Below are 17,820 nucleotides of genomic sequence, written 5' to 3'. Positions count from 1 at the left end.
CTTAGTCGCAGTTGATCCCGCACTAAGTTCACCCGTCGCCGCGACACTCCGCTTTGCCGACGGTGCGCATGATCTTTTCCGAGCACCGGTATTCACTTTTCAAGGTGATGCTCTAATATTCGATGAATTCGATCGGTTGAGCGCGCTTGCCCGACGCGGGTGGGCCATGCATGCGACGCGCCGTCCCGCAGGAGAACCGTCTTGAGCATCGAATTCCTGGTGACCTCGCTGATCGTCATCGCCTCGCCCGGCACCGGCGTGCTGTACACGCTGGCCGCGGGGCTTTCGCGCGGTTCACGCGCCAGCGTGGTTGCGGCGTTCGGCTGCACCATCGGCATCGTGCCGCATATGGCGGCGGCGATCCTCGGGCTGGCCGCCTTGCTGCACACCAGCGCGCTGGCATTCCAGACCTTCAAATATCTCGGCGTCGCTTACCTGTTGTACATGGCGTGGACCACGCTGCAGCAGCGCGGCGCGCTCAGCGTCGACGACAAGCAGGTCGGCGCGCAGTCGGTGGTTCAGGTCACCGTCACCGGCATCCTGATCAACATCCTCAATCCGAAGCTGTCGATCTTCTTCCTGGCGTTCCTGCCGCAATTCATCCCCACCGACGAAGCCCAGCCGCTGCCGCAGATGCTGGAGCTGAGCGCGGTGTTCATGGCGCTGACCTTCGCGGTGTTCGTCGGCTACGGGCTGTTCGCCGCCGCGGTGCGCGATCACGTCATCGCACGGCCGAAGGTGCTGACTTGGATGCGCCGCAGCTTCGCCGCGGCCTTCGTGGCACTCGGCGCCAAACTCGCCACCGCGGAGCGGTAATAACCTCTCGCTCCCAAGGTATCGTGTCCCGGGCGCGGCGCAGCGCGAAGCGCTGCTCCGCAGAACCGGGACCGTTCCAAGCGCTGCGTTCCGTAACGGCCCCGGATCTGCAGCGCACCACGCCGCAAGCGCGGCGCGTTGCGCTGCGTCCGGGGCACGCTCGCATCGAGCGCTGCTTAGCCCTCACCCCAAGCTCGGATCGATCAAAAACTTCTCGCCGGTCGCCCGCTTGGCGTAGACCGCGATGACGTCGGGCTGCAGCGTCTGTTGCAGCGACACCACCCGCGTGTAGTGGCTGGCGAAGGTGGTCTTCAATTCGGACGCGACGCGCTGGCGCAATTTCGCGGCGTCGGCCGGGCCGATCTTCTGCAGAAAATTGAACAGCAACCAGCCGCCGGCGCCCCAGGACATCCCGGCGGCCCGGGTCAACTCGATCGGACGCGGATCGAGGCTGCCATAGATGTAGACCTGTTTGTGGACGCTAGAGCCGTAGCGGCTGTAAACCTTGGCGGATCTATTGGCCACCGCTTCCATGCAGGTCAGGATCTGGCCGGCCAACGGGCCACCGCCGATGGCGTCGAAAGCGATCGTCGCGCCGGTGTCGCTCAGCGCCTGCGTCAACTGCTCGAGGAAATCCGGCGCGCTGGAATCGCAGATATGCTTGGCGCCGAGGTCGCGCAGGAGCTTTGCCTGTTGCGCGCTGCGCACGATGTTGACGAGTTCGATGCCGTCCTTCAGGCAGATCCGGTTCAGCATCTGGCCGAGATTGGAGGCCGCGGCGGTGTGCACCAGCGCGGTGTGGCCCTCGCGGCGCATGGTCTCGACCATGCCGAGCGCGGTCAGCGGATTGACGAAGCAGGAGGCGCCTTCCGCCGCGGTGGTGCCGATCGGCAGCAGCAGGCAGTCCGCCGCCTTGATCAGCCGGTATTGCGCGTACATCGCGCCGCCGATCATCGCCACGGTCTTGCCGAGCAGGGTCTGCGCCGCGACCGCATTGCCGGCCTTGATCACGGTGCCGGCGCCCTCATTGCCGACCGGCATCGATTGATCGAGCCGCCCGGCCATCGCCTTCATCGCCGCAGGCGGCACCGTGCCGGTGATGATCGGACGCTCTGTGCTGCCCGCCGCCTGCAAGGTGGCGAGGTCGGCGGCGCCGAACAGCAGGCCGAGGTCGGAGGGGTTGAGCGGGGTGGCCTCGACCCGGACCAGCACCTCGTCGGCGCCGGGCTCCGGGATCGAAACTTCTTGCAGCGAGACTTCGAGTTCGCCGCTGGCCTTGATCAGCGAGCGCAGCTCAAGTCCGGTCGTCTTCGTCTTATCGTCGGCCACGCCAACCTCCCTGCTCGTCCATTTGCTTGCGCGGCACCTTGGTGCATGGACGAGCCGGGTTCAAGTCGGCCGGACCGGCGAAGGCCGGTTTAGTCGAGGTAGCGGAACGCCTTCAGCGCCGCGCGGCCGGCGAACTTAGCCTGGCCGCCGAGTTCCTGCTCGATCCGCAACAGCTGGTTGTACTTCGCGGTACGGTCGGCGCGAGCCAGCGAGCCGGTCTTGATCTGCCCGCAATTGCTGGCGACCGCGAGGTCGGCGATGGTGGAGTCCTCGGTCTCGCCGGAGCGATGCGACATCACCGCGGTGTAGCCGGCCTTGTAGGCCATCTCGATCGCCGCCAGCGTCTCGGTCAGGGTGCCGATCTGGTTGACCTTGATCAGGATCGAATTGGCGCGGCCGTTCTTGATGCCGTCGGACAGCCGCTCGACATTGGTGACGAACAGGTCGTCGCCGACCAGCTGGCACTTGTCGCCGATCAGCTCGGTGACCTGCTTCCAGCCTTCGAAATCGTCTTCCGCCATGCCGTCTTCGATCGACACGATCGGATAGCGGCCGACCAGCTCGGCGAGATACTTCGCCTGGGCGTCGATGTTGCGGGCTTTCTTTTCGCCTTCATAGACGTAGGAGCCGTTCTTGAAGAACTCGCTGGACGCCGGGTCGAGCGCCAGAGCGATGTCCTCGCCGGGCTTGTAGCCGGCCTTCTCGATCGCCCGCATGATGTAGGTCAGCGCTTCGTCGGCCGACTTCAGGTTCGGCGCGAAGCCGCCCTCGTCGCCGACATTGGTGTTGTGGCCTTCGTCGTGCAGCGACTTCTTCAGGGTGTGGAACACCTCGGCGCCCATCCGCAGCGCTTCCGAGAAGCTCGGCGCGCCGATCGGCATGATCATGAATTCCTGGAAGTCGATCGGGTTGTCGGCGTGCACGCCGCCATTGATGATGTTCATCATCGGCACCGGCAGAGTGCGCGCCGAAGTGCCGCCGACGTAGCGATACAGCGGCATGTCGAAGGATTCCGCCGCCGCCTTGGCGACCGCGAGCGAGACGCCGAGAATGGCGTTGGCGCCGAGCCGGCTCTTGTTCGGAGTGCCGTCGAGGCCGATCATGATTTCGTCGATCTGCACCTGCTGCTCGGCATCCATGCCGCCCAGCGCGTCGAAGATCTCGCCGTTGACGGCTTCCACCGCCTTCAACACGCCCTTGCCGAAATAGCGCTCCTTGTCGCCATCGCGCAATTCCACCGCCTCGTGGGCGCCGGTGGAGGCGCCGGACGGCACCGCGGCGCGACCGACCGCGCCGTCCTCCAGCACGACATCGACTTCAACGGTGGGGTTGCCGCGGCTGTCGAGAATTTCGCGGCCGATAATGTCGACGATGGCGGTCATGGCGGTCCTTCGGAATTTACAGATGGGAGGGTGGAACAGATGGCGGTGCTTCTACAACATGCGGGGCTGAGGGAAAAGGCCGCGTGACCGCCGCGGTCCGATTGGCTAAGACGCGAGCAACGGAGATCTCGATGTCGAAAACGCCCCGCAAACCGTCACAATCCCCTGCCCTGCAGCTCGGCCGCGCCGTCGATTGGCCGCAGACGCCCGACGAGGCCAAGCTCGACCGGGTGCCGAATCCGCAAGCCGACACCGATTATCTGGTGCGCTTCACCGCGCCGGAATTCACTTCGCTGTGCCCGGTGACCGGGCAGCCGGATTTCGCCCATCTGATGATCGATTACGCGCCGGGAGCCTGGCTGGTCGAATCGAAGTCACTGAAACTTTATCTGGCGAGCTTCCGCTCGCATGGCGCGTTCCACGAGGATTGCACGGTGGCGATCGGCAAGCGCATCGCCCAAGAGATCAAGCCGAAATGGCTGCGGATCGGCGGCTATTGGTATCCGCGCGGCGGCATCCCGATCGACGTGTTCTGGCAGACCGGAAAACTGCCGAAGGGCGTCTGGGTGCCCGAGCAAGGCGTCGCCACCTATCGCGGCCGCGGCTGAACCGGGATCGCAAAAGCGGATCCCGGTTTCTGGATCATGCTCCAACCATTCGCGGCCCGACCGGGCGCGGCGGCAGCCGCTAGATCCGGTGCGCGGCCTTGATCATCTCGGCCGCTCTTTCGCCGATCACCACGCAGGGCGCCATGGTGTTGCCGCTGGTGACGTCAGGCATGATCGAGGCGTCGGCGATGCGCAGCCGGTCGATCCCATAGACCTTCAGGCGGTGGTCGACCACGGCCATCGGGTCGCGTCCCATCTTGGCGGTGCATGACTGATGCCAGAAAGTGACGGCGGCATTGCGGGCAAACTCCTCCATCGCGCCGGGGCCGAGCTTGCCCGGCAGGGCCTCGCGCCGCACCAGTCCGGAAAAGGCGGAGCTGTTGCCGAGCTCGCGGCATAGTTCGATGGTGGTCCGCGCGTTCACGAGATCATCCGGGTGCGACAGCGTGTTGGCCTCGATCAGGATCGGATCGAACACATCCGCGCCGGACAGCCGCAGTTCACCGCGGCTCTTGGGATGCGCCAATCCCGCAAACATCGTCCAGCCCTGCTCCGGCACGCCCAACGCCGCGGTTTCGGCGCTGGGCACGGGAAATTCGACTTGGCACTGAAACAGGTCTGGCAGCGCGAGGCCGGTTTCGCTGGTCCAATACAAGGTCGCTTCGGAGCCGCCATGGCCGACCGGCTGCGGCTCGTTGCATTCGAAAATGCAATTGAACGACACATGGTCCTGATGGTTCTGACCGACGCCGGGCAGATGCTGAACCACCGCAATGCCATGGCGCCGAAGTTGTTCTTGCGGTCCGATCCCGGACTGCATCAGCAGCTTTGGCGTATTGATCGCGCCGAGCGAGAGCACCACTTCGTGATCCGACAGATAACGACGCCGCCCCGATCGCTCGACCGTCTCGACGCCGACCACCGCGGTGCCTTCGAATAACAACTTGCTGACGATCGCGCGCGTCAGCACCGTCAGGTTGGGTTGCGTGAGGCGCGGATGAACATACGAGCGATAGATCGAGGAGCGCAGCCGGTCGCGAACCAACAGGTCGTTGATGGCGACGCCGCCGCGACCTTCCATCATCTCGCCGTTGGGGCTGTCGAAGGTCGGTAGCCCGAGCGATTTGGCGGCCTCCACCATGGCGCAGGCGACCGGCTGCGGATCGCTGGCCGACTGGACGTGAACCGGGCCGCCGCGACCGCGGCGCAAGGGATCGTCGGCGCCCTGCCAGTCCTCGATGCGCCGGTAGATCGCAAGGATCGACTGATATCCCCACGCCGGATCGCCCGCCTCCGCGGCGAAATGCTCCCAATCGTTCTTGTGGCCGCGCGCCCACACCCCGACATTGATGCTCGAACTGCCGCCCAGCAGCTTGCCCATGCTGAGCGGGATCGAGCGGCCATTGAGATGCGGATTGGGTTGCGCGCTGAAACCCCAGTCCCGCTCCGAGCCGAGATTCAGCGGCCAGTGCGCGGGGTTCACGACGTCGGCAACGTCGTCGCTGCCGCCGGCTTCAATCAGGAGCACCCGCACGGAGGGATTTTCGGCCAGCCGCGCGGCGACCACCGAACCCGCGGGACCGGCTCCGCAGACGATGAAGTCGTAATGGTCGTTGCGATGTTGCGCTTCGCGCGCCGCGGTCAAATCGACAGGCTTATCGTTGACGACGGGATCATCGGTCATCGGAATCTCCATTTGGTTGAACGCCAGGATGATTGAGGTCGAGGATGAAGCGGCAGCGCCGATGCGCTCGCGCTATCGCTGCGGGACGGAGCGCATCGCGGCCTCGGTCGGCACGGCCTCCCGCAAGGCCTTCACGCAGAGAATGCAGAGCGCGATGCCGATGACGCCGCCGGCCAGCAAGGTCGGGGCGGTGCCGAGCTGCAATTGCCCGATGCTGGAACCGATTGGCCCCAAGGTCTGGCCGAGCGAAATCGAGGTCGAATGCAGCAATTGAACCGCAGCGCGCATCGCCCGGTCGGCAGACGCAAAATCGATGGGGGAAAGGATCATTCAAGCACCTCCGATTGGATCGTCAGCGGGCAATCTATCAAATCTATCAAATTTAGCAATTACATCACATATACTTGATTTCGACGCGTGTGACGCTTAGATTTCGCCTAGCCGGCGCGGCATAAAGATCTTTTAGGCGGGCGCGGACGCCGGCGATGGACATCGACAAATGGAACGAGACGTTGTGACCACCTCGCAAGCGGCCAAGCTGCTCGGCATTTCCGTGCGCACGGCGCAGCTGTTGGTGGAAAGCGGCGCGCTGACCTCGTGGAAAACCCCAGGCGGCCACCGGCGGGTGTACCGCGCCGACGTGATGGCGCTGATGAAACAGCCCAACCAGCCACCGGCGGTTTCCTCTGCCGTCGTCGTGCTCGCTGCGCCGGATCGGCTGCCGCTCTATGAGGATATTCTCTCAACCGTGAGGGAATGCTCCGCCGAGTTGCACAGTGAGGTCTATCAGGCGTCGTTCGCGATCGGCGCGCGGCTTCCGGCGGCCGTGATCGTCGATCTGAACGAGGACGGCGGCGAGCGGCTTGCCTTCGTGCGCAGCCTGGAGTCCGATCCGGCGATCGGGCATGCGCGGGTCATCGTGGTGGGCGGCGATGATGATGCGTCGGATGGCGCCGCCGGGCCAAAGCGAATCCCCTCACCGCAATTGGTGCCGGATGCGCTCCGCGCTGTGTTGGCGTGCGCGACGAAGTCCAGCGCGATCGACGGCCCCCTGCCGTTTCCGATCGCCGCCAATGAAGCTCAGCGGTTGATCGCGTTGCAACGGTCAGGTCTGGTCGACACCGCTGCGGAGAAATCCTTCGATCGGGTGACGTGGCTCGCCAGCCATGTTTTGGGAACGCCGATCTCGCTGATGACGCTACTCACGCCGAGCCGCCAATGGTTCAAGTCGCGTCAGGGCCTCGACATGGTGGAGACGCCGCGGAGCTGGGCGTTCTGCAATCAGACGATCCTGCAGCGCGACGTGTTCGCCGTGGAAAATTTGGCGCTCGATCGACGTTTCGCCGATAACCCGGCGGTCGCCGGCGATCCTCATTTTCGATTTTATGCCGGCGCGCCGGTACTCGATCCCAACGGATTCGCGCTGGGATCGGTGTGCGTGATCGACTACGAGCCGCGCCGGCTCGATCGAGACCAGACCGAGTCGCTGCGTGCGCTGGCGGCGCTGGCCTCCGATCAGGTTCGTCTGCGGGCCAATGATCGCGAGCTTCGTTGGGCTCAGAACGAACTCAGCCGCGCCCGCAAACATTGAGTTCGCCCGACAGCACCGCGCGCCGCAGCGCTAGGTCGCATCCGCCGGCTTGAGCTGCCGCATCCACAGCGCGCAGAGCGGCCCCAGCGCCAGCACGATCGCGGCGGCGACCAGCATCGTCGGCAGCTTGCCGAGATGGGCGAGGCCGAAGCCGTAGACGATCGGGCCCACGGTCTGGCCCATGAAGAAGAAGAACGAATGCAGCGACAGCGCGGTCGCGCGCGCGGCTTCCGACAATTCGCTGGCGAACACCTGCAGGCAGCCGTGCAGCATGTAGAAGCCCCAGCCCATCGCGATCAGGCTTAAACCCTGCAGCTGCCAGCGCGGCCCCAGCGCCACCACCGCCAATTGCGAGCCGACCAAGACGGCACCGACGATCATCATGCCGCGGACCTTGAGAAGCGGCAGCAGCCGCGACACGGTGAGCGTGTAGAACAGCCCGCCGACCGCGAAGCCGGCGATCACCAGGCCGGCGATGGCCAGCCGCTGCTCGCCGAGCTCGAACAGGAACGCGGCGACGAACGGAAACACCCCGAGCACGCAGCAGCCCTCGATGAACACCGCGGCAAAGCAGATCTTGGCATTGGGATTGGCGAAGATGGTGGCGTAGCCCCGCCGCAGCACCGAAAGATTCATCTTCGACGGCGGCCGCGCCAGCGAGGCGCCGCGCAGCCCGATCGCCACCGCCAGCGACGCCGCGATCACCAAGATGCCGAGCGCCGCCAGCACGCCGCGCCAGCCTAAGAGATCGCCGATCAGCCCGGAGGCCGAGGCGCCGAGCAGGTTGCCGGTCATCGCACCGGCGAGCAGCCGGCCGATCGCGACTTGGCGCTTGTCGGGGGCCACCATGTCGCTGGCCAGCCCCATCGCGATCGGAAAGATGCCGCCGGCGCCGATGCCTGAGAGGATGCGGCTTGCGAACAGCATCGGGAACGAGGTCGCAAACGCCCCGAACAGGCTGGAGAGCCCGAGCAGCACCAGGCAGACGATCACCAGCCGGCCTTTGCCGAACAGATCCGCAGCGGCGCCGAGCGCCGGCTGCACGATCGCGAAGGTGAAGGCGAACACCGCGGCCAGAGAAGCCGCGGTGGCGATGCCGACGGCAAAATCCTCGGCGATATGCGGCAGCACCGGGTCGAGCGCGCGCGACGACAGGCTGGCGGCGAACGCCGACAGCGCGATGATGTTCAACAGCGGCGGCAGTCCGGCGCGGGCTGCCTGCGGCATCAGCGCGCCTTCGCCAGCGCGTCGAACTGCATCAGTCTCTGCATCAGCGCTTCGAACTCGCGCAACGGCACCATGTTGGGGCCGTCGGACGGCGCGTGATCGGGATCCGGATGGGTCTCGATGAACACCCCGGCAACGCCGACCGCCACCGCGGCACGCGCCAGCACCGGGACGAACTCGCGCTCGCCGCCCGAGGAAGTCCCCTTGCCACCGGGCTGCTGCACCGAATGGGTGGCATCAAAAATCACCGGCGCGCCGGTGGTGCGCGCCAATATCGGCAGCGCCCGCATATCGGAGACCAGCGTGTTGTAGCCGAACGACACCCCGCGCTCGGTCACCAGCACATTGGCATTGCCGGCGCTGGTCAGCTTCTGCACCACATTAGCCATGTCCCAGGGCGCCAGGAACTGGCCCTTCTTGACGTTGACGACTTTGCCGGTCGCCGCCGCCGCCAGCAACAGGTCGGTCTGCCGGCACAGGAACGCCGGGATCTGCAGGATATCCACCGCTTCCGCGGCCCGCGCGCATTGCTCGCTCTCATGCACGTCGGTCAGAACCGGCAGGCCAAAACTCTCGCGGATTTCGGCGAAGATCGGCAGCGCCTGCTCGAGCCCGAGACCGCGCTGGCTCGTGGCGCTGGTGCGGTTGGCCTTGTCGAACGAGGTTTTGTAGACGAGGCCGATGCCGAGCTTCTGCGCGATCTCTTTCAGCGCGCTGGCGGTTTCCAGCGCGTGGGCGCGGCTTTCCAATTGGCAGGGACCTGCGATCACGGCGAGCGGCAGCGCGTTGCCGAAGCGGACGGAGCCCGCGGTGACGATCGGCGCGGCGGCGATGGGAGCGGTCAAAGCGGCGTCCTTTGCTTCGTCAAACCTGAATATCTGACGGATCATGCAGCGCGGGCAGCGTCAACCCTCGCCGCTCACATCGGGCCATGCGGCTCGAGGATCAGCGAGGCGCCGAATGCAACTTGCGGCGGCAGCACCAGCCGGTCGCCGCGGCGGCTGAACGCAAGCCCATGGTCCTGCCACAGCCGCTCGACCGCATCGAGATCGTCGACCGCGATGCGCAGGCCGGCAAACCGCGCGCCCTCGCCCGGCGCAGCCGGCGCGAGCCCGAACTGGTCGCGGAACGACACCGGCTCCATGATCTCGATGTCGCCGTGCGGCGAGCGCGCCGCCACCCCGATCGAGCTCGAGGACAGGTCGCGAACCCCGGTCAGCGTCGACAGGAAGATATGGTGGTCGCTGGGATTGTCGGCGACCAGCACCGCGGCGCGCACCGACCGCGCGCCATTGTCATGGCGCTGAAACGCCGCGTTCCAGAAGTTCTCCGGGAAGTGATGCTGGCAGACCGCGAAGCCCGCCTCCGGCGACGCCGGATCGACCGCAAACGCCAGCGAGAACGCCAGCTTCGCCACGCTGCCGTCGGGGCGGCGTCCGTCGCGCGCGAAATCGAACACGTCGAAATCGCCGAACCCTGCAGCGGCGAAATCGCGGGCGTCGGCAGCGGCGTCGTGGCTTTGCAAGAGCAGCATCGACAGGCCCTGCCGATCGGCGAGAAAATCGCGCTGGAACGCGCCGAACGAGAACGCACGCGGGCGATGCGGCACGATCTTCTCGGGCTCCGCCACGCTGAGAATCTCGATGAAGAAATCCTTCAGCTGCACGATGCGGTTGTGAGTGCCCCAGGGATGGACGTTGCGCCCGCCGACCTGGAAGCCCGCGCGCTGGTAGAGCGCCGCGGCGGCGTCGAGATCATGCACGGCATGAACGATGTGGTCGAGGCCGCGCGGCATCAGCGACGGCCCTGACGCCGGCCCGGCTCGCAGCGCGAGAGGCGCAATTGGCAAATCATAATGTGCTCCGGCTGGATTCTACCGAGGCGTTATAGCGACTGGTTGTGGGGCTGTCTTGATGTCCAAGGCGCTCGGCAACGAGCCGCGCCTCGAACGCGGCCAAAGCAAATCGTATATACAATGCTTGGCTGATTTCGATCCGGCCAAGGACGCGCTATGCCCCGTAAGGTCAAACAGCCGGTGTTCGACGACGATAATCCGGAATGGACCAAGGCGGATTTCGCCAGGGCCACGAGGTTCGATGGCATCAAGGCGAAGGATCTCACCCCTGAGATGCTGGCCCGCATTCGCGGCCAGCGCGGCCCGCAAAAAGCCCCGACCAAGATCGCGGTGTCGATCCGTCTGAGCCCCGAAGTGGTCTCACATTTCAAGGCCACCGGCGCCGGATGGCAGGGCCGGATCGACGACGCCTTGCGCAAGATCGTCAAGAAGGCCGGCTGATCTCCGCGCCGGCACGATCCGCGGCGGCGGCCAGGACGGTGCGACCGCCGCCCGCTCCTGCCCTCAGCGCCGTCCTCCCAACCGAGCAATCGCCAGGAACGTATCCTGACTGATGCTAGCGCCGGACCCGGTCAAAATGGCGAGCGCCGGCGACTGGTTTTGGCTGGCGTTCTTCACGTCATACATCACAGAGAACCGGCTCAGGATTTTTGCGAGCTGCGCCGGGTCGCTGAGATCCTTCAGCTTGAGATATTTCTCCACGATCTTGGCTTGCTGTTCGATCGGCGCGTTGGCCATCGAGTCCGGCAGATTGTAGGTGGTGCGAACCACCTCCGAGAGCGCCTTGTCCGCCAGGATGTCATAGGCCGATGTAATGTCCGGCGCCTTGCGCTGGAAATACAGCGCCAGACGAACGCCGGGGTTGGCGCCGCCCTGTTGCGCTTCCAGGCTTTGCTGCAGATATTTGGTCTGCGTCTCCAGCAGCTGCTCGCGGTTCTGCGGTCCGGCGACGACGAAGCGGGCGACCTTGCCGGTCTTATCGAAATTGAACGACGCCGCGAGCTCGGCGAAGCGGGTGTCGCTCGCGGTGTTGGCGAAGCTCTTCGGATCGCTCAGATCGGAACTGAGGATCTTCTTCAGCGTGTCGGGGGTCACCTTCTTGGGATCCAGGCCTTTCGCCACCAAGATGAAATTCACCAATTTCTTGTCCGAAAGCAGTTCGGCGACACTGTCGACGCCGGCGATCTTGCTGCGGTACTCCACCGCGTCGTTCTCAGCCGTCTTCTGCAACGTAGCTTTGTCTGCCGCAGTTGCGAATTTCGTCTTGGCGATGACGTAGTCCTTCGCAATATTGCCGACTTCGGCGGTGTCTTGCGCCACCAGCGGCGTCGTCAGGTGGCCCTTGCTGTCGAAATTGAAGGAGCGTGCGAGCTGCACGTATCTTTCGTCCTTCAGCGTATAGACGTAGCTTCTGGGATTGCTCAAATCGCTTTCCAGCGCGGCCTTCACCGTGATCGCGGACACGCTATCCGGGTCGAGCCCGACGGATTTGAGCGCGAAATTATACACCGCGGGCGTCGACACGAATTTCTCGATCGACGTGATACTGTAGACGCCGTTCCTGAACCTCTGGATCGCCAGCTTGTCGCTCGCCTCATCGGCGTCGTTGTAGGCCACCATGTAATAGCCGACGGTGGTCGCCGTCTGGGTTTCGGACTGCGCGTCGACCCCGGCGTCCAGCGTTCCGTCCTGATTGAAATTGAACGCCTTCATCAGCCGGGTGTAGGCGTCCTTCTTGGAACCGGCGGAATTGACATAACTGTTCGGATTGTTCGGGTCGCGATCGCTGGTGAGGATGCTCTTGATGGTCGAGAGCGGCAAGGTGCCGAGGCCGAACGCCGTGCCGATAAAACTCGCCACCCGAGCGGCATCGGGCGCCGCAAGCAGCTGATCGACGGTGCGCGCGCCGGCAATTTTCTGCTGAAAGAACTGCTTTTCCAACAGCGCCGTCGATGGCGAGGTCCGCGGCTGGCTGGTAATGAACCTCTCGTTCGTGGTCTTGCGGCTTGCATCGGTTTGAGCAGAGACGCCGGCGGCCAGCGTCCCGTCCGGCGAAAATTCAAAAGCCCCCGCCAGATCGAAATAATGGCTGATGGCGGTGATCGAGCCGGTGTAACTGGAGATGTCGGCGGCGGTCTTGCCCAGGCGGGTTCTTTGCTCCGCGATCTTCGCATTGAGATCGGCCAGATCGGCGCCCGGTTGGGTGAGCTGCGTGGTGTAATCCACGATCTTGGATTTGGCGTCGCTGGAGTCGAGCTGCGCCTGATCCAGCTTGGCGATCAAGTCGTCCAGCGGCGGGCCCCAGACGGCGTTGACGTAGCTGTTCGGGTCGGAGGAATCGCTGCTCAGAACCTTCCTCAAGGTGTCGCGCGACCAATGATCCTCGTCAATTCCGAACGCCGAAAAGACGTAGCCGCGCAACCGATCGTCGTTCAGCAGTTGATCGACGGTCGTGACGCTGCCGATCTTGGCGTTGTAGTAACGCGTATCCTCGCCCACCGCGTCGGCCTGCCGCTGCAGCGTGGCCGTGTAGAGGCCGACCATCTCGTCGGTCTGGTAGGACGACTGCGCAGCCGCCGTTGTGCCGCCGGTGAATGAAAACGCCGACGCGAACTCCCGATAGCGCTTATCGGTCAATTTGTTGGCGAAGCTCTTGGTGTCCGACAGATCGCTTTCCAACACCTTTCTCATGAACGCCTTGGCGAAGGTCATGTCCTCCAACCCGTAGGCCTTCATGGCATATCGGTAGAGACGATCGTTCTTGAGCAGGTCATCGACGGTCTTCACCTTGCCGATGTTGTCTTTGTAATAGGCGGCCTCCCGCGTCACGTCGGTCTGTTTGGCGACGCGCGTCAGCGACTGCTTCAGGTTGCGCGCGACCAGGTCGTAGCTGAGATATGTCGAAACCATCGGGGCGTCCTTTGCAACTTGCGCCGCAATACTGCCCCTGCTGGGTTGCCTGAAGCTGGAAGACCGGTGACCGCCGCGCAGTGCCGCTGACCGGCCGCACGAATGCGGCCCTGACACGTCCTCGGGTGGTCCGTCGCTCGGTGGAGGCGGCTACACCAGCCGGCTCTGCACCACCGCCGCCTGGACGAAGGAGGCAAACAGCGGGTGCGGCTCGAACGGCCGCGACTTCAGCTCGGGGTGGAACTGGACGCCAATGAACCAGGGATGGTCTTCGTATTCGACGATTTCCGGCAGCACGCCATCCGGCGATAGTCCCGAGAACCGCAAGCCGTGTTGCTCGAGGCGATCCTTGTAGGCGGTGTTGACCTCGTAGCGGTGGCGGTGCCGCTCGGAGATTTCCAGCGCTCCGCCATAGACCTCGGAGACCCGGCTGCCGCGCTGCAGCATCGCCGGATAGGCGCCGAGCCGCATCGTGCCGCCGAGATCGCCGGCGTGCGAGCGCTGCTCGCGTTCGTTGCCGCGCAGCCATTCGGTCATCAGACCGACCAGCGGCTCCTTGGTCGGGCCGAATTCGGTGGAGTTGGCCGCGGCGATGCCGGCGAGATTGCGCGCCGCCTCGATCACCGCCATCTGCATGCCGAAGCAGATGCCGAAATACGGCACGTTGCGCTCGCGGGCGAATTGCGCCGCGCGGATCTTGCCCTCGGCGCCGCGCTGGCCGAAGCCGCCGGGCACCAGAATGCCGTTGACGTGTTCGAGGAACGGCGCCGGGTCCTCGTTCTCGAACACCTCGCTCTCGATCCAGTCGAGATTGACCTTCACCTTGTTGGCGATGCCGCCATGGCTCAGCGCCTCGCTGAGCGACTTATAGGCGTCCTTCATCCCGGTATATTTGCCGACGATGGCGATGGTGACCTGACCCTCGGGATTGCGGATCCGTTCGTTGATCACGTTCCAGCTGATCATGTCGGGCTCCGCCTTCGGAGCAATCCCGAACGCCGCCAGCACCTCGTCGTCGAGCCCGGCGGCGTGATAGGCCTCCGGCACCGCGTAGATGTTGTCGACGTCGCGGGCCTCGATCACGGCACTTTCGCGGACGTTGCAGAACAGCCCGAGCTTGCGGCGTTCTTCCTTCGGGATCTCGCGGTCGGTGCGGCACAGCAGGATGTCCGGCTGGATGCCGATCGAGCGCAGCTCCTTGACCGAATGCTGGGTCGGCTTGGTCTTCAATTCGCCGGCGCTCGGGATATAGGGCAGCAGCGTGAGGTGGACGTAGATCGCCTCGCCGCGCGGCAGGTCGTTCTTGATCTGGCGGATCGCCTCGAAGAACGGCAGCCCCTCGATGTCGCCGACGGTGCCGCCGATCTCGCACAGCACGAAATCATAGGCGTCGTTGCTGTCGAGGATGAATTCCTTGATGGCGTTGGTGACGTGCGGGATCACCTGGATGGTGGCGCCGAGATAGTCGCCGCGCCGCTCCTTGGTGAGGATGTCCTGGTAGATCCGCCCGGTGGTGATGTTGTCGGCCTTGGTGGCCGGCCGCCCGGTGAAGCGCTCGTAATGCCCGAGGTCGAGATCGGTCTCGGCGCCGTCGTCGGTGACGAACACCTCGCCGTGCTGATACGGCGACATCGTCCCGGGATCGAGGTTGAGATAGGGATCGAGCTTGCGCAACCGCACCTTGTAGCCGCGCGACTGCAGCAGCGCGCCGAGCGCGGCTGAAGCCAAACCCTTGCCAAGCGAGGAGACCACGCCGCCGGTGATGAAAATGTACCGCGCCATGGGACTTAACCTTTAAGGCTCCCGCACCGATTCGCCAAAACGAATCGCAACCGCTATCCGGTCGCCGGGTGCGCTGTGGGTGACTGAAAAAATTCTAAAAGATCAAACGCCTGTGGTGAACTTCTCAGAGTTCACCACAGGCCGCTCAAAGCATAGCCGCGATGCTTTATTGCGATCGCGGGGGCTGCGGCGCCGACGGCGCCTGCTGATTGTCGCGCTGGTCCTGCTGTTTCAGGGTGTCGAGAACGCCGCCGCCTTGCGACACCGGCGGCGCCGGCTGCGATTGGGTGGCGGGGGTATCGATCACCGTGGTCGGCTTGCGATCGTAGCTGGCGATCCAGGACAGCAACAGGCTGGTGATGAAGAAGCCGACGGCCAGCACGGCTGTCGTCCGGGTCAAAAGGTTCGCGGTGCCGCGACTCGACATGAAGCCGCCACCACCGCCGCCGCCACCGCCCATGCCGAGCGCACCGCCCTCGGATTTCTGCAGCAGCACCGTTGCGATCAGGGTCGCAACGATCATGAGGTGGAGAACGATAATGACAGTTTGCATCGGTACCTTCCATCGCAAGCCCAAGGCCGACGTTCGAACCGGCGAACGGCTCCTCGACAGGCTTGCGGGGTATTGAAGTCGCGCGGTGTCTACACGATCGGACGATGAATTGCCAATACCGGAGCGACCCCGCCGGCGGTCTTTTCGTCCGTCGTAGCGTTAGTTAGGGACAGCCGGCCGCAATCGCAAGAAAATCGCCGGCTTTCAGGCTGGCGCCGCCGACCAGCGCGCCGTTGACGTCGGCCACCGCCATCAATTCCTGGGCGTTCGACGGCTTCACCGAGCCGCCATAGAGGATCCGAACCTTGCTCCCCTCGCCGCTCATCCGTTGGGTGAGCGACTTGCGGATAAAGCCATGAACCTGCTCGACATCCGCAACCGTGGGCGTGCGCCCGGTGCCGATCGCCCAGACCGGCTCGTAAGCCACCACCGTGTTGGCGGCGGTGGCGCCATCGGGCAGCGAGCCGGCGAGCTGGGTGCCGACCACATCGAGGGTCTGGCCGGCGTCGCGCTGGCCCTGCGTCTCGCCGACGCAGATGATCGCGACCAGCCCGGCGCGCCAGGCCGCCTCGGCCTTCTCCCGCACCAAGGCGTCGCTCTCGCCATGGTCGGCGCGGCGCTCGGAATGCCCGACGATCACCGCGCTGGCGCCGGCGTCCGCCAGCATTTCCGCCGAGATGTCGCCGGTGTGGGCGCCGGAAGCTCTCGGATGGCAATCCTGTGCGCCGATGGCGAAGGAATTCGATCGCGATCCGGTGTCGGCGGCGAGCTTCTGGGCGAATGCCGCAACCAGCGTCGCCGGCGGACAGATCAGCAAGTCGGCGGTGGCCGACAGCTTGCCGGCGCCTTCCAGCATCAGCTTCAGTTCGGACAGCGACGCCCGCAACCCGTTCATTTTCCAGTTTCCGGCAATCAACGGTCGAATCGCAGCTGACATTTTTGGGCACTCGCGGGCGGTAAGGGCTAAGGATGGCCTGCGCTAGCAGAGCCGCCCGAGTTCCTCAAGAGCGCCGGGCCCGCTCAGCCGGCCGGCTGCTCGCGCCGGCGCGCGATCTCCTCGTCGGTCGGCCCAGGCGCAGCCGGATCGAACGCCGCCCAGCCGGACGATTGCCATTCGGTGCGCCGCTGCGAAATATCGACCGACGACGGATCCAGCAGCGCCTCGAGCCGTGCCTTGTCCGGTTCCGGCACCCGGGCACTGACCAGGCTGCCGCCGCGGCGAATGCTCTCGGCATAGATTTCCGCCTCGTTGGTGGCGACCCCGGCCTCGGCCAGCATGCCGACAATGCCGCCGGCAGCGCCCACCGCCGCGGCGCAGGTCAAGGCCGCGGCCAACCATCCGACGGCCACCACCGGCCCAAGCCCCGGCACCACCAGAAGTCCAAGCCCGGCCAACAACCCGCCGACGCCGCCAAACCCGGCGCCCACCGCGGCGCCCTTGCCGGCCGCGCTCGCCAGATCCGGCGCGAACCATTTTTCCGAATTATTGGCCAGCAGGCTGATGTCGTCGTCGCGAACGCCCGCTTCTTGCAGCCGCGCGATCGCCGCCTGCGCCACGCTCGCGTCGTCATAAAGTCGGGAGATCGTCACCGTCATGCCCATGCCTCCCTGGCCGCCGGCGATCGCGAGCACTTAGCGCGCATCGACGTGGCCCTTATAGTCGACGCTGACCTGCACCTGTTCGCCGTGCCGGGTGGCGGTGCCGCGCCAGATGCCCTGGCTGTCGTTGACCAAAGGCGAGACGTTCTCGAACCCTTTCGCCGCAATCGCGGCCCTGGCTTGGCTCTCGACGAAACTGTTGGCGCCCGGGGCGAGCGACTGCGCCGCGGGTTGCGGATCGCGCGCCGCCGGCGCCGGCTGCGCTGCGGCCTGCGCCAGCAGCGAACCCGAAAATACCGCCGATGCCATTGCGACGATGATCCGCATGTGCTTCCGCCCCAACCGGCCGCAATCGCGAGAAAAACCGCGAGGCCCGCAAAGGGTTCCGGGGGTTGGAGCCTGCACGACCGGCATCTGGGCGGCTGCTGCGCGGTTGCGACGACGTGACCGCCACTTTATGGTGGATTATCAAGCCGGCGTCGCC

The 17,820-nt window shown here is 65.1% G+C and carries 17 protein-coding genes; 4 read left to right on the top strand and 13 right to left on the bottom strand.

The annotated features are described in order from the left end of the window. Positions 1 to 201 precede the first annotated feature (201 nt). On the top strand, positions 202 to 816 hold the full coding sequence (locus RPC_RS12430) for a LysE family translocator (RefSeq protein WP_011472933.1): 615 nt from the start codon (positions 202 to 204) through the stop codon (positions 814 to 816). Between the two features lie 183 nt (positions 817 to 999). Here RPC_RS12430 and RPC_RS12425 read toward each other — a convergent pair whose 3' ends face one another. Both RPC_RS12425 and eno read right to left on the bottom strand, forming a co-directional pair. After that, positions 1,000 to 2,145: a zinc-binding dehydrogenase gene (locus tag RPC_RS12425; RefSeq protein ID WP_011472932.1), complete on the bottom strand. Its 1,146-nt coding sequence runs from the start codon at positions 2,143 to 2,145 to the stop codon at positions 1,000 to 1,002. An 89-nt stretch (positions 2,146 to 2,234) separates the two neighbouring features. Beyond that, the gene (gene eno, locus RPC_RS12420) at positions 2,235 to 3,527 is read right to left on the bottom strand and encodes a phosphopyruvate hydratase (protein WP_011472931.1); all 1,293 of its coding nucleotides are present in this window, start codon (positions 3,525 to 3,527) and stop codon (positions 2,235 to 2,237) included. Between the two features lie 131 nt (positions 3,528 to 3,658). On the opposite strand from eno, the gene queF reads away from it, so the two are divergent. Further along, on the top strand, positions 3,659 to 4,135 hold the full coding sequence (gene queF / locus RPC_RS12415; protein WP_011472930.1) for a preQ(1) synthase: 477 nt from the start codon (positions 3,659 to 3,661) through the stop codon (positions 4,133 to 4,135). A 79-nt stretch (positions 4,136 to 4,214) separates the two neighbouring features. On the opposite strand, the gene RPC_RS12410 is transcribed toward queF, so the two are convergent. Both RPC_RS12410 and RPC_RS26190 read right to left on the bottom strand, forming a co-directional pair. Then, complete coding sequence (locus tag RPC_RS12410) at positions 4,215 to 5,819, bottom strand: GMC family oxidoreductase (RefSeq protein WP_011472929.1); 1,605 nt, start codon at positions 5,817 to 5,819, stop codon at positions 4,215 to 4,217. Between the two features lie 72 nt (positions 5,820 to 5,891). Beyond that, positions 5,892 to 6,149: a hypothetical protein gene (locus RPC_RS26190; RefSeq protein WP_011472928.1), complete on the bottom strand. Its 258-nt coding sequence runs from the start codon at positions 6,147 to 6,149 to the stop codon at positions 5,892 to 5,894. Positions 6,150 to 6,318: 169 nt separating this feature from the next. Here RPC_RS26190 and RPC_RS12400 point away from each other — a divergent pair, with 169 nt between their 5' ends. Next, positions 6,319 to 7,410: a GAF domain-containing protein gene (locus RPC_RS12400; protein WP_011472927.1), complete on the top strand. Its 1,092-nt coding sequence runs from the start codon at positions 6,319 to 6,321 to the stop codon at positions 7,408 to 7,410. Between the two features lie 30 nt (positions 7,411 to 7,440). Here RPC_RS12400 and RPC_RS12395 read toward each other — a convergent pair whose 3' ends face one another. The 3 genes from RPC_RS12395 to RPC_RS12385 are packed head-to-tail and all read right to left on the bottom strand — an operon-like array spanning position 7,441 to position 10,432. After that, the gene (locus tag RPC_RS12395; protein ID WP_011472926.1) at positions 7,441 to 8,637 is read right to left on the bottom strand and encodes an MFS transporter; all 1,197 of its coding nucleotides are present in this window, start codon (positions 8,635 to 8,637) and stop codon (positions 7,441 to 7,443) included. Then, positions 8,637 to 9,527, bottom strand: coding sequence for a 3-deoxy-8-phosphooctulonate synthase (gene kdsA, locus RPC_RS12390; protein ID WP_011472925.1), 891 nt, complete (start codon positions 9,525 to 9,527; stop codon positions 8,637 to 8,639). The genes RPC_RS12395 and kdsA overlap by 1 nt, the downstream gene beginning before the upstream one ends. A 29-nt stretch (positions 9,528 to 9,556) precedes the next feature. Continuing rightward, positions 9,557 to 10,432, bottom strand: a complete 876-nt coding sequence (locus tag RPC_RS12385) for a VOC family protein (protein ID WP_011472924.1) — start codon at positions 10,430 to 10,432, stop codon at positions 9,557 to 9,559. A gap of 216 nt (positions 10,433 to 10,648) precedes the next feature. Here RPC_RS12385 and RPC_RS12380 point away from each other — a divergent pair, with 216 nt between their 5' ends. Further along, the gene (locus RPC_RS12380; protein WP_011472923.1) at positions 10,649 to 10,933 is read left to right on the top strand and encodes a BrnA antitoxin family protein; all 285 of its coding nucleotides are present in this window, start codon (positions 10,649 to 10,651) and stop codon (positions 10,931 to 10,933) included. A gap of 63 nt (positions 10,934 to 10,996) precedes the next feature. Here RPC_RS12380 and RPC_RS12375 read toward each other — a convergent pair whose 3' ends face one another. The 6 genes from RPC_RS12375 to RPC_RS12350 form a co-directional block, all read right to left on the bottom strand. Then, the gene (locus RPC_RS12375; protein ID WP_011472922.1) at positions 10,997 to 13,402 is read right to left on the bottom strand and encodes a DUF1217 domain-containing protein; all 2,406 of its coding nucleotides are present in this window, start codon (positions 13,400 to 13,402) and stop codon (positions 10,997 to 10,999) included. Between the two features lie 150 nt (positions 13,403 to 13,552). After that, complete coding sequence (locus RPC_RS12370; protein ID WP_011472921.1) at positions 13,553 to 15,184, bottom strand: CTP synthase; 1,632 nt, start codon at positions 15,182 to 15,184, stop codon at positions 13,553 to 13,555. 166 nt (positions 15,185 to 15,350) lie between these two features. Then, a complete protein-coding gene (secG, locus tag RPC_RS12365) occupies positions 15,351 to 15,737 on the bottom strand; it encodes a preprotein translocase subunit SecG (protein WP_011472920.1) in 387 nt (128 codons plus the stop codon). Positions 15,738 to 15,900: 163 nt separating this feature from the next. After that, positions 15,901 to 16,674, bottom strand: coding sequence for a triose-phosphate isomerase (tpiA, locus tag RPC_RS12360; RefSeq protein WP_011472919.1), 774 nt, complete (start codon positions 16,672 to 16,674; stop codon positions 15,901 to 15,903). A gap of 83 nt (positions 16,675 to 16,757) precedes the next feature. Continuing rightward, positions 16,758 to 17,333, bottom strand: coding sequence for a hypothetical protein (locus RPC_RS12355; RefSeq protein ID WP_041802770.1), 576 nt, complete (start codon positions 17,331 to 17,333; stop codon positions 16,758 to 16,760). 36 nt (positions 17,334 to 17,369) lie between these two features. Next, positions 17,370 to 17,645, bottom strand: coding sequence for a hypothetical protein (locus RPC_RS12350; RefSeq protein ID WP_157043199.1), 276 nt, complete (start codon positions 17,643 to 17,645; stop codon positions 17,370 to 17,372). Positions 17,646 to 17,820 lie beyond the last annotated feature (175 nt).

The organism is Rhodopseudomonas palustris BisB18, assembly GCF_000013745.1.
Classification (GTDB): Bacteria; Pseudomonadota; Alphaproteobacteria; order Rhizobiales; family Xanthobacteraceae; genus Rhodopseudomonas_A; species Rhodopseudomonas_A palustris_F.
This window is presented reverse-complemented; position numbering and strand designations above follow the sequence as displayed.

Coding starts and splice junctions, on each gene's coding strand:
- eno (WP_011472931.1), bottom strand. CDS start 3,527: ATGACCGCCATCGTCGACATTATCGGCCGCGAAATTCTCGACAGCCGC.
- queF (WP_011472930.1), top strand. CDS start 3,659: ATGTCGAAAACGCCCCGCAAACCGTCACAATCCCCTGCCCTGCAGCTC.
- RPC_RS12410 (WP_011472929.1), bottom strand. CDS start 5,819: ATGACCGATGATCCCGTCGTCAACGATAAGCCTGTCGATTTGACCGCG.
- RPC_RS26190 (WP_011472928.1), bottom strand. CDS start 6,149: ATGATCCTTTCCCCCATCGATTTTGCGTCTGCCGACCGGGCGATGCGC.
- RPC_RS12400 (WP_011472927.1), top strand. CDS start 6,319: ATGGAACGAGACGTTGTGACCACCTCGCAAGCGGCCAAGCTGCTCGGC.
- RPC_RS12395 (WP_011472926.1), bottom strand. CDS start 8,637: ATGCCGCAGGCAGCCCGCGCCGGACTGCCGCCGCTGTTGAACATCATC.
- kdsA (WP_011472925.1), bottom strand. CDS start 9,527: ATGATCCGTCAGATATTCAGGTTTGACGAAGCAAAGGACGCCGCTTTG.
- RPC_RS12385 (WP_011472924.1), bottom strand. CDS start 10,432: ATGCCGCGCGGCCTCGACCACATCGTTCATGCCGTGCATGATCTCGAC.
- RPC_RS12380 (WP_011472923.1), top strand. CDS start 10,649: ATGCCCCGTAAGGTCAAACAGCCGGTGTTCGACGACGATAATCCGGAA.
- RPC_RS12375 (WP_011472922.1), bottom strand. CDS start 13,402: ATGGTTTCGACATATCTCAGCTACGACCTGGTCGCGCGCAACCTGAAG.
- RPC_RS12370 (WP_011472921.1), bottom strand. CDS start 15,184: ATGGCGCGGTACATTTTCATCACCGGCGGCGTGGTCTCCTCGCTTGGC.
- secG (WP_011472920.1), bottom strand. CDS start 15,737: ATGCAAACTGTCATTATCGTTCTCCACCTCATGATCGTTGCGACCCTG.
- tpiA (WP_011472919.1), bottom strand. CDS start 16,674: ATGTCAGCTGCGATTCGACCGTTGATTGCCGGAAACTGGAAAATGAAC.
- RPC_RS12355 (WP_041802770.1), bottom strand. CDS start 17,333: ATGACGGTGACGATCTCCCGACTTTATGACGACGCGAGCGTGGCGCAG.
- RPC_RS12350 (WP_157043199.1), bottom strand. CDS start 17,645: ATGGCATCGGCGGTATTTTCGGGTTCGCTGCTGGCGCAGGCCGCAGCG.